The 9791-nt window shown below is 69.1% G+C and carries 8 protein-coding genes and 2 pseudogenes; 6 read left to right on the plus strand and 4 right to left on the minus strand.

All coding sequences use genetic code 11. The annotated features are described in order from the left end of the window. From OO68_RS45060 to OO68_RS41195, 4 genes and pseudogenes are all read left to right on the plus strand, one after another. Positions 1-188: pseudogene (locus OO68_RS45060) on the plus strand (integrase core domain-containing protein); the annotation flags it as partial. A gap of 59 nt (positions 189-247) precedes the next feature. After that, positions 248-541 (plus strand): hypothetical protein, encoded by a 294-nt coding sequence (locus OO68_RS43360; protein WP_051815027.1) that lies wholly within the window; start codon positions 248-250, stop codon positions 539-541. Positions 542-556: 15 nt separating this feature from the next. Next, positions 557-934, plus strand: coding sequence for a hypothetical protein (locus tag OO68_RS41190; protein WP_033314629.1), 378 nt, complete (start codon positions 557-559; stop codon positions 932-934). A gap of 158 nt (positions 935-1092) precedes the next feature. Next, complete coding sequence (locus tag OO68_RS41195) at positions 1093-1407, plus strand: MFS transporter (protein WP_033314630.1); 315 nt, start codon at positions 1093-1095, stop codon at positions 1405-1407. 9 nt (positions 1408-1416) lie between these two features. Here the strand turns inward: OO68_RS41195 and OO68_RS41200 are convergent, their stop codons facing one another. The 4 genes and pseudogenes from OO68_RS41200 to OO68_RS41220 form a co-directional block, all read right to left on the minus strand. Continuing rightward, positions 1417-2133, minus strand: coding sequence for a TSUP family transporter (locus OO68_RS41200; protein ID WP_033314631.1), 717 nt, complete (start codon positions 2131-2133; stop codon positions 1417-1419). An 11-nt stretch (positions 2134-2144) separates the two neighbouring features. After that, positions 2145-4580 carry a WD40/YVTN/BNR-like repeat-containing protein gene (locus tag OO68_RS41205; RefSeq protein ID WP_051815028.1) on the minus strand — a complete coding sequence of 812 codons (2436 nt, stop codon included), beginning with the start codon at positions 4578-4580 and terminating at the stop codon, positions 2145-2147. A 48-nt stretch (positions 4581-4628) separates the two neighbouring features. Then, positions 4629-5387: an outer membrane protein assembly factor BamB family protein gene (locus OO68_RS41210; RefSeq protein WP_106974546.1), complete on the minus strand. Its 759-nt coding sequence runs from the start codon at positions 5385-5387 to the stop codon at positions 4629-4631. A 596-nt stretch (positions 5388-5983) separates the two neighbouring features. Continuing rightward, positions 5984-6145, minus strand: a pseudogene (locus OO68_RS41220) (IS701 family transposase); the annotation flags it as partial. A gap of 301 nt (positions 6146-6446) precedes the next feature. On the opposite strand from OO68_RS41220, the gene OO68_RS43365 reads away from it, so the two are divergent. Both OO68_RS43365 and OO68_RS41230 read left to right on the plus strand, forming a co-directional pair. Further along, positions 6447-7844: a DUF8189 domain-containing protein gene (locus OO68_RS43365; RefSeq protein WP_051815029.1), complete on the plus strand. Its 1398-nt coding sequence runs from the start codon at positions 6447-6449 to the stop codon at positions 7842-7844. A gap of 13 nt (positions 7845-7857) precedes the next feature. Further along, positions 7858-8895: a HEAT repeat domain-containing protein gene (locus OO68_RS41230; RefSeq protein WP_106974547.1), complete on the plus strand. Its 1038-nt coding sequence runs from the start codon at positions 7858-7860 to the stop codon at positions 8893-8895. Positions 8896-9791 lie beyond the last annotated feature (896 nt).

A 9791-nucleotide genomic window follows, 5' to 3' on the forward strand; every position in this document is an offset into this window, starting at 1 on the left:
GGCAAGGTCGAACGTTTCCACCGCACCCTGCTCGACGAGTGGGCCTACCACCGGCCCTACACCTCAGACGCCGAGCGCCAGGCAGCGTTTCCCGACTGGACTGGTACAACTACCACCGACCCCACACCGGAATCGGCGGCCAAACGCCAGCCAGCCGCGTCACCAACCTGTCCGGTCAGCACACCTAGAGCGGGCGGCGCGGGAGTTCGACAAGGACCCCCACCGCGCAGCACGGGAACTGTGCGCCATGACCGCTCTCATCCTCGACCGCTACCTCGACTGCCGCTTCGGCGCGCTACTCGACGAAGACCAGCTGACCGGCCTGGAGCCGGCCCGCAACCGTGAAACCCTGCGGCTGATCCTGGCGGCGGCCCTTACGGCGGCGACCGCCGTCGGTATCGGCTTCCTCAACCCGCCCGCCGCCGCCGTACCCCTACTCATCGGCGTGGCCGGGCTGCCGTTCTTCTCCCTCGCCTACGGGCACCGCACCGGCCGGTCTCTCGACCATCTCGACGCGCTGCGAGGCGTCCAGCGGCCGTAACGCCGCAGTACCCGCGTGCGGGTGAAGGGCGGCGCGGTCAAGTGCCTGCACTTCGGCGGGATGGGTATTGCGCTGCTGCTTGACGGTGCGGACCCCGAGGGGGGCTTGCACCTGTCCTTCAGCGCCCCGGCCGACTGCTGCGCCGGCGAGTTGCGGACCGCCATCGAGTTGATCGAGGCCTCCGTGCAGCAACTGCAGGATAAGGACCTGCTGATGAGCGACTACCGGGGCGAGCCGCTCGACGAAGTCCTCCAGCGGTTCACTGAGTCCTCCGACGCGGCGAAGGACCTCGTGGGTGCGCTCCACGGCAGGCTGGGCACGGCCTACTCCGCCATTGGGCGTGTCGCGTACGGGGAGGAACCCGAGGAGCAGGAGTCGGCGACGGGAAGCTGAGTCCGCCGGTTCGGCGGGTGTGATCGTCTGCGGATGGTGTTGCGCGGAGGCCGGGAGGTGCGCTTCACCGACATCGCGCACCTTGAGTTCGACCTGTAGTCCCTCGAACAGCGGCGAGCCCTGGACCACCATTCCGGGGCTCGCTCGCGGATTTTGCAGTGCCCTTCGAACACTGGCGTGCCCATACCGCCGTCGCGATCCTGGCCGTCCCGTTCGTCCTGGGCGGGATCGGCATCGGCGCGGTCGAAACGGCCGAGCACTCGGCTGTCGCGGTCCTCGCCCCCGCGGACATGCGCGGCTCCGCCTTCGGCATGCTCGCCGCCGTCCAGTCTTTCGGCAACCTCGCCGCCTCGGCCCTCGCCAGCATCCTCTGGACCGCCTTCTCCGCCGCCGCGGCCTTCGCGTACCTCACCACGTGGATGTTCGTCGCGCTGGCCGGACTGACCGTCACCTCCCGCGGACTCGGGCGGTGACGGTCGGGGTCACACGCCGGCCAGCAGGCGTCCGGTGTAGCCGACCATGACGGTCCAAAACAGGCCCGTATAGCCCCGCTCACCGATTCTGGTGTTGAAGCGTCTTCCGAGGAAGGTCGCGATGAACATCAGCGGCACGCACACCAGGGCGACGAGGTAGTCCCCGCCCGTCAGCAGCGCGGCATCCGTCCAGACGGCGGTCTTCGTGACGTCCCCGACGAGCGAGACCAGGGAGAGCGCGCCAACGAGGTGGAGGCGGTCCAGATCCAGCCCGCGGACCGCGAGCCCCTTGAGGGGGCCGGACGTACCGCTGAATCCGGACGTCGCACCCGAGGCGAAGGCCAGCAGCGGGGAGCCGGCCCGCCGCCAGCGGGTCAGGTCGAACGTCTCCACCAGGAACGCGGCGGCGAAGCTCGCGATGACCGCGAGTGTCACGGCCCGTTCCGGGGCGGAGATGAGCAACTTGGCCCCCAGGAGGGCCCCCGCGGCGACCAGCACGATCACGAGCGCGGCCTTGCGGAGGGGAAGCGTCGCCCGGTAGGCGAAGACCTTCACCAGGTTGTTGGCGGCGAGGAGGAGGGCCGCCAGCGCCACCCCGGACTTGGTGCCGAGAACCAGCGCCAGCGTGGGGACGAGGATCAGGCTGCCTCCGAACCCGGCCGAGGCGGACAGGAGGAACGCGGCGGCCACCGCAAGGAACACGACCGGGATCAGAAGCGGATCCATCGCTGCTCGCCTTACGGGATCGTCGACAGGTCGATCCGGAACATTCCGCGACCGTGGGTCACGCAGACGAGCACCTCGCCCATCCAAAACAGGTCGTCGACCGAGCAGTTGGTCGGGCCCTCGTTCGTCGGCGACCAGCTCGCCCCGGCGTCCTCGCTGGCGAACAGTCCCACCTCGGTGCCGCAGTAGAGCAGGTGCGTCCGCCGCGGATGCACCGCCAGGGCCCGGATCGGGGCGGGCGGCAGAGTGGTGGCGAGGTTGGTCCAGGCCGCTCCGGCGTTCGTGGTCACCCACAGGTTGCCGGTCTCGTATCCGCCGAAGGTGACGTAGGCGGTGCCCGGGTCCGTCGGGTGCACAGTGATGCCGGTGCAGTAGCGCCGTGGCGTCAGTGGACTCGGCCCCGTCGCGCCGACGCGTGCCCAGGTGGGCGTGGGCGCGGTGCCGTTGGCGGTGCGGAAGACCATGCCGTCCTCGTGGCCCACCCACACCACGTCCGAGTTGCCGCGCGCCACCGCGATCGCGCTGATCACCGCGCTGACTCCGGGCTTGATCGCCCGCCACGTCGGTCCGGAGGTGGGGGTGTTGGGCTGTTTGGCGTTGTCGGTCCGCCACAGCGATACGCCGCCTGCCAGAATCCGGTTCTCGTCGTTCGGATCGAGCACGAACGGTGCGATGAAGAGCGCGTTCTCGTTCTTCGCGTCCGGGATGCGGAAGGGCATCTGCTTCCAGGACCACTCGCCCGTCCCGAAGTTGAAGAACTGGCCGCTGATGTAGCGGTCGCCCCGCGTGTCGTCGGTGGTGGCGCCGTCGGTGTTGCGGTGGATGTTGAGGAAGACGTACTCGCCGTAGAAGACGTTGGGGTCGGTGGGGTCGGAGGCGCACCAGCCGCCGTCACCGCCGAAGAACTCCCGCCAGTCCTCGGTGCCGAGGGCGGGGTCGAAGACGAGCGAGCCGTTGTCCTGCGCGCCGCCGATGATCTTTCCGCTGCCGGTGTGGCCCGCCCCGGCGTAGAACTGCGTCACGCCGTAGTCGTTCACCAACTCGGTCCAGCCGTTCACGAACGGGGGCTGCGGCTCGGTTCCGACGACCGCCAGGTCGTCCGCCCTGAACACACCGCCGTCGTTGCCGAAGAACATTGTGCGGTTGGTGACTCCGTCGTACGAGGGGTGCGCGACGATGGCGTGCTGGTCGGCGTGGACCGAGGTGGGCTCCCACCAGGTGCTGATCTCGGCCAGATGGTCGCCGCCGTCGGTGCTGCGGTACAGGTTGACGCCGCCGACGACCACCAGGTCGGCGTCGGTCGGGTCCCCGGCCCAGATGGCGTTGTCGTACCAGCCCTGACCGCCGAGGTAGTCCGACGGCAGGCCGTCCGGGGTCAGCGTCTTCCTCTTTCTGTAGGACGCTCCGCCGTCCTGCGACCGCCAGATCTGGCCGGTGGTCATCTGGACCGACGCGTAGACGATGTCCGGGTTCTGCGCCGCGTACGCGAGCTCAACCCGGCCGGTCCACGGGTCGCCGGTCGCGAGGTCCCAGGTGAGACCCCCGTCTCGGCTGAACCAGGCCGCGCCGTCGCGCAGCGACCCGGCGACCGCCTTGTCGCTGTCCTGTGGATCGAATCGGACGTCCCCGAGCGGGTGGCCGAGCACCCTGGTCCAGGTGGCCCGCGCGGGATCCTCGCTGCGGAAGAGGCCGGTGGAGGTGGCCGCGAGGACGACGCTCCCGTCCTGCGACACCGCGATCCGGCTCACGAACTGGAAGTCCGGGGTCTGGGTGGCCGCGATCGGGGCCCAGGCGACCGCGTCGGTGGTGCGGAAGATGCCATTGCCCCGGATGGCGTCGAGGTTGTGGAAGGCCTCGCCGGTCCCAACGTACATCGTGGACGCGTCGGACGGGTCCATGGCGATGCAGCCGCAGGAGAGGTTCTCCAGGAAGTCGTCGACCGGCGCCCATCGGGCACCGCCGTCCTGGGTGTGCCATACCCCGCCGCCGGCGCTCACGGCCCACATCCTGTCCGGATCCGCCGGGTCGATCACGATGCCGCGGGTCCGTCCGCCGATGTTTCCGGGGCCGAGCCACACCCAGTTGGCCAGCTGCATGCCGGCCGTCGGGGCCGGTCCGGTCCGGCGAGGTCGGCCGTTCAGACCGGTCGGCACACCGGCGGTCATGGGCGGCGCCTCGCGCCTCAGCAGGCTCTCCGCCTCCGCGTAGGCCGCGCCCAGACCGTGCGGCCGGACGTTTCCGTCGTCACTGCGCTCCTGCTTGAGGCGGAAGAGCCCGCGGGCAGTGGGCAGGTCGGGGAAGTCGAGGCGCAGCAGGGCCCGCCGTACCGCGGCGTCTGGCAGGGCGGCGAGCGTCTCGTTCGTCGTACCGCGGGAGCGGCACAGCAACTGCACCTGCGTGACGCTGATGTTCTTCCGCTGGGCGACTACTTCGTCTGAGATGGCCATGATGGCACCGCCGATCGGGATGGGATGGTGCGGTTGGGTGAGGAGCGTCTAAGGCCGGAGCCTGGGCGCCCGCCTCGGTGTTGCGCGGTCCAGTTCCACCTCCCACGCGAGCGTGCCGGTGCGGGGGTCTGCGGCCCTCAGGACCACGGCGCCCGAGTCGGGGCGAAGGAGGAGTTCCATGCGTTTGTCGCCGACCAGGCTCTGGTCCAATACAGCGGACTGCTGGTCGGAAGAAGCCGCCGGCGGTACGGGGGGTGGCACATCGGCGTCGGCCTTCTCCGGGAGCTCCTCTGCCTCCGCCCCGGCTCCCGCCCATGCCTCTGCCTCGGCTTCCGCTGCGGGGAGGACTTCCAGCAAAGGGGGGCCCGTCAGACCGACCTTCAGGGCTCCGTGCGCCGTGCGCCGGGACTCCTCCAAGACACCTGCGCTCGGTGCGGCGCCCCCGCGGTACCAGGTCCGGGCGACCCAGCGGAGCACCACGCCGTCGTCGGACTCTTCGGTCCGCAGGGTGAAGTCGCGGGTGTCGTCGAGGGTGCAACGTGCCCACGGCGGGAGGTCGACCGGCTCCGAAGTCCAGCGGTCCTCGCCGGTCGCGGCGTCGAGCACCACGACCATGAGCGTCGGCGACGGGTTGATCCGCAGGGCCACGACCGACCCGGCGTGCAGCGCGCACGGTCGCAGGCTGGGCCCGTGGCTCCACAGCAGTGCGCCGTTCTCCAGGTCCAGTGCTATCAGTGCACCTTCGTGATCGTGTACGACGGCCTGCCGGCCGTGCGCATCGACCACGCCGCGCGGAATTCTCGCCATCCCGGGCTCCCAGGTGGGTGTCGCAGGAACGCGGATGCAGGATCACGGGCCGGGGCCGTGAGGCGTGCGGGCCGCCCAGCGCGACCAAGAAGGTCCGGCCCGGCCGTGGGCCGGAGGACACTTTCATCGTCCTCCCGGCCGGGGAGGGCGGCAAATGGCTCTGCCCCGCAATCCCGCTCGCCTTCCCGTCAGTTGACGCATACACCACCCGCACCGGGGTCGGCGGCGCGGTCCGGCGAGCAGGTGTGGGCGAGGGTGAGGTGACGGCACATGGGTTCGAGGACGGCCCCTGCGTCATCGAGGTCCGGGAGAGTGACGCGGCCGCCTCCGCCTCGCGCTGGGCGGCCGTCAGAGCCTGGTCGCGTTGCAGCCAGCTCTGCTCGACGTGTGACGTGTGAGTGGTCGTGGCCTGGTACTGCCGTGCCTGTTCCGATTGCTGGGCAGTTTTGAGGGGCTGTGTCCGCGTCGTTTGTAATGACTGGTGCGTGCTTGGTGTTGGCGTCGTCGGCGCCATGTCGACCAGTGCAGGACGTGGTCGATGGGGGTGGGTCGGCGGTCGGTGAGGCGGGTGATCAGGCGTCGTATCTCGGCGAGGCTCAACTGGATGAGCTGGGATGATCCGTTTCTGCTTTCTCCGCATCCAGCTCGCGGGCCCGCAGAACGGTGAGGCAGGCGTGGGCGGGCATGGCGAGGGTCATGTGGCGGTGCCAGCCCGGATAGCGGCGGACCTGGGAATCGTCCAGGCCGCACTCCTGTCGCAGTTCAAGGGGCCGTTCCGGGAAAATCGGGAACGGCCCCTTCGCCATGGCCCGAACTATCCCCGGCTTGGATATGCCCACGCGGCTCTCCGGGCAAGTTGCGAGAGGGCGCTGCGAGAGCGACGCTGGTAGCGGAGCTTCGATGTCCCGTGCGGTCACCCGCAGAATGTTGAACCGTCGCCCTTCCTCCTGGCCGGTTCCACCAGCCAAAGGGGCTCGCATCAGCATTCGGTCTCGTCTTCCCTGATTTTCCTGCCTGACTCCAAGCCGCATGGGCTCTTCCCGAGTTGAGGTGAGTTTCATGGGCTGGAGTGCGTGGATCCCGATGTCCGCACCGTCCGGAGGAATCGTCGGCCACCCCGCCTCGGTCGCAAGGAGCGACGGCATCACCAACATCTACGTGCGCGGCACCGACAACGCGTTGTGGCAGCGTGCCTATTTCGGGGTGCAGTGGCATGGCTGGGGGCGGCACGGCGACAGCATGCAGCTGACCTCGTCGCCCGCCGTCGCGTCCATGGGAATCGACCATGAGCACGTGTTCGTCCGTGGAGCCGATGGACATCTGCACCAAAAGTTCTGGAAAGCCGCCTCGGGCTGGTCGCCCTACTTCGACCTCGGCGCGCCGCCCGGGGGATTCAAGGGCAGTCCGGCGACGGTTTCGCGGAACTCGCAGGTGGCCAACGTCTACGTGCGCGGAAACGACGACGCGCTGTGGCAGCTCCCCTGGTTCAACAGCATTTGGCACCCGTGGGCCCGGCACAACGACGGTATGGTGCTCGCCTCCGATCCGACCGCCGGATCGATGGGACCTAACCATGAGCACGTCTTCGTCCGAGGCACCGACGGCAACGTGCACCACAAGTTCTGGCAGGCGGGGCCCGGCTGGTCGGGGTATTTCAATCTCGGCGCTCCCTCCGGAGGTTTCCGCGGTGGTCCGAGCACCATTTCGCGCAATCCCCAGGTGGCCAACGTCTATGTGCGCGGAAACGACGACGGCCTGTGGCAGCTCGCCTGGTACGACAACAGCTGGCACCCCTGGGGCCGGCACGCCGACGGCGCGATCACCGCGGAGGTCGCGCTGGCGTCGACGAGCGCGCAGCGTGAACAGGTCTTTGCGCGCGGACTGGACACGAACGTATGGCAGCGGTGGTGGGTGCCACGGATCCCGACGATCGACGTCAACCTCATCTCAGTCGGGCGAGACAATTTCACCGCGGCGAACATCGAACAGATGCTGAACTCGCTCACCGCCACGGGGCAGATCTACTGCCAGGCCGACTTCAATGTCGGCACCGTGCGCCGCTACGTCATCTCCGCGGCGGACGCGGGCGCGCTGGAGATCATCGACAGTGCAGCGGAAGCCGAGCAGTTGACGGACGGGTGGACCGTACCGAACGCCGCGCTGGATGTGTTCGTGGTGCGCTCGATGAACGGCGCCGACGGCTGGTCGGCGGTCGGCGGACCGTGCGACAAGAACGCCGGTGGCAGTGTGATGACCGGAACCGTGGTCTCGCTCAACGGCGATCTCGGCAACAGCGGGAACACGTTCGCGCACGAAATCGGCCACTATCTCGGCCTGGACCACATCGCGGACGCGGACAACTTCATCGGGAACAACGGTTCCTCCAATAGCAACACGAGGATCCTCGCCTGGCAGGGCGACCTGATGAAGAAGCACTGCATGGTCGTCCACATATGAAGTAGGAGCGAACATGTCAAGCGAACTGTCTCCACCAGTGGCTCAGATCCTGCGCGGCGAGCACACCCCCGACCCGGCCTCGGTCGCACAGCTCCCGCCGGACGACAGCGCCCAGCTGGCCGCTATCGCGCGCGGCGAGTCGCGTGCCGCGCTGCGCGTGAAGGCCCTTTCGTGCTTTACCGGCACCGCGGAAGGCGGGGAACTGTTCCGTGCGGCGCTGGAGGACCGCGACGCCGACGACACCGTCCGCGCCGCTGGCGCGATACTGCTGTCCAGGACCGACGGCACCGCCGAAACCGATCTGCTGGCGGCCCTGCCGGACGAGCCGTCCGCGGTCGTCCGGCACAAGATCGTGGCCGGGCTGGCACGGATCGGAGCCGAGCAGGCCGTTCCCGCGCTCACCGACATGCTCGACGACGCACCGGCGGACCTGCGCGATCACGTCGCCTTCGCCAGGTCGGTCGTGGCGTACCGGCTCGGCCGCACGGGATTCGAGCTGCCGGGCGTCCGCCCGGAGGACGTCCTCCCCGCGCCGGCCCCACCACAGCCCGCCGAGGTGGGGCAGGCCGATCCCGCCCCGGCCGGCACCGCTTCGAAGGTGGCGGCGGACGTGGCGTCCGACAACTACGGGCTACCGCTCGACAGCAGCCCGGTCACCACGGTCCGGTGCGGGGCGCGGACCTACGCGGTGATCGTGAACGCCGACGTCTTCGCACCGTATTCCAGGCTGGAACGTCCTGCGGTCGCCGGGCTGGTCGCGAGCAGGGCGCCCGTCGACGGGTCGTATCACACGAGCATGATCGTGCTATGCCACCCCGACGGCGCTTCTGGCCTCCACATCGCGGTGTACCACCCGAGTGGGCCGGCCCGGTACGTCGGTTCTGGAACGCGTTCCGAGACCGGCATCGAGTTCGAGCTCGCGGCGGTGCGCGGTCCGGGCGCCGTCGAGACGACGATCACCGGCGTGTGCGGGCGGGACGGCTTCACCGAGTTCGCGTTCACCACGGGGCGCGCGTTGCCCGCGAAGGCGCCGACGCCGGTCGAGGAGTGACAGATCACTCACTGCAACGGTGTCTACCGTGACTGCTGGCCAGGTCGCTACCGGACGCGAGGAACCAGCGGTGTAAAGCCCCTCAAGACCTCCGCCAGCTCAAACCCGGTGGATCTGGGCGGGATTGCGGTGCGCACTGCCGGGATCTCCATCGGTTCACCATTCGCATCCCAGGTGTCCAGCGCCACAGGCCAGGACAGGCGGGTGCGGCTACCGGAGGCCGCCGCCGACGTCATCGTCAAGCCGCACCAGCCGGAGTGTCACGAGGGCGAAGAGTGCTGGTCGTGCGATGTGTCCGTGACAGGTCCCGAAGGCATGCCCTTCCACCACGCGTTGGTGCAGCTCTCCGTCGCCCGCTATCAACCGAACAGTCTGGCTGGCCTCTCCCTGTCACCGGTGGTCAGGACGGACATCATGCCTCTGCTGCCTGACCGGACCGTCCGTGTGACACGCCTCGCCAACCGGTTCCAGGTGAAGCTCACTGGGTCGGTGTCACGGCCGCCGCCGTCAGCCGGGTCGACATGCTTCCGGAGCGCTGCAGCGCGCCGAGTGGCGTCACGCCAGGCCAGGTCGATCTCGCCGGGTTTGGCTCAGAGGCCACCGGGGTGCCGTCGTGGCGCCGTGTGGAGCTGCGGAGTCCCGCTCCGAAGAAGGTCGGCCTGTCCCGCGTGGTATCCCTGCGGGTGTTTGGTCGGGTGGCCGGCCGGCCAGAACCACAGCCTTTGAGCTACGTCGCATTGAACCGCTCCGGGTCTGATGGAGGCTCGATTCCCTGAGAGGATCGAGTCATGGCCCGTCCGTCCCCCTACCCTGCTGAGCTTCGTGAGCGTGCGGTGCGCATGGTCGCGGAGATCCGTCCCAACTACCCAACTGAGTGGGCCGCGATGAAGGCGGTC

Origin of the sequence: Streptomyces iakyrus (assembly GCF_000717055.1) — a bacterium.
In the GTDB taxonomy this organism is placed as follows: domain Bacteria; phylum Actinomycetota; class Actinomycetes; order Streptomycetales; family Streptomycetaceae; genus Streptomyces; species Streptomyces iakyrus.